Origin of the sequence: Enterococcus sp. LJL51, from assembly GCF_049894025.1 — a bacterium.
Lineage (GTDB): Bacteria > Bacillota > Bacilli > Lactobacillales > Enterococcaceae > Enterococcus_L.
Genome location: NZ_JBNEQE010000039.1, coordinates 1 through 851 on the forward strand (window position 1 = coordinate 1; position 851 = coordinate 851).

Sequence of the window (851 nt, forward strand, 5' to 3'; positions counted from 1 at the left end):
ACAGTAAGTTGACAGTTAGAAAACACTTATATTCGCTATACTAACGTTGTAAGATCTTACAAAAAAGTAAAGAAAGGAAAACTTATGGCAAAAACAATTGGAGAAGTAAAAAGTTTTCTTGATAGTCTTATCGGTCAAATAACGGTCGATAAATCTAATGCCGGATTAAATGGACAATGTGTTAGCTTAATTAAGAACATTCTTGAATTTGTTGGCGCACCAAATCCATATGCTGCGCGTGGAAATGCAAAAGATATCCCAGTTACGTACGTTTCAGAAGGAATTGCAAACGTCGGTTCTGGTACGCTTAACATTGCAGTTAATAGAAATGGTGGTGGCGGCTATGGACACGTTTGGGTAAAAATCGGATCTGATAGTTGGCAAGCTAACTGGGCGGGGTTTCCTGTGAAGAAGAATGTTGGAGAAGATCCTATTACGGATATTTTAAATCTGGATCAATGGATTTCAACCAGCGGCACGTCAACTCCTGAAGAGAAGGCCTCGACTTTAGGTGTTAAGGGTGAAACCCTAATCAAGAAATTCGAAGGATGCAGACTCACAGCTTATGATCTTAGTGATGGAATGATTACCATTGGTTGGGGACATGCGGAACGAAAGGGGCAAACGAGTTTAGTTCCTGGAGTTACAACATGGACGCAAGCACAAGCAGATGAGCAATTTAAGAGAGATATAGTGGCTTATGAAAACGCAGTAAGCAACTACTTTACTCGTTCGTTTAATCAAAATCAATTCGATGCGATGGTAAGTCTTGCCTATAATTGTGGTACTGGAATTTTTACAGTAGATAATTGGGATAGAAATGCTTCCGATAGTTACATTACGGAATCCTT

Annotated in this window: 1 protein-coding gene; it reads left to right on the top strand. The window is 39.4% G+C overall.

What is annotated here, in order from left to right:
* Nucleotides 1-84 precede the first annotated feature (84 nt).
* The coding region (locus ACPWSO_RS17905) for a lysozyme (RefSeq protein WP_426084936.1) at nt 85-851 on the top strand (767 nt) is incomplete at its 3' end.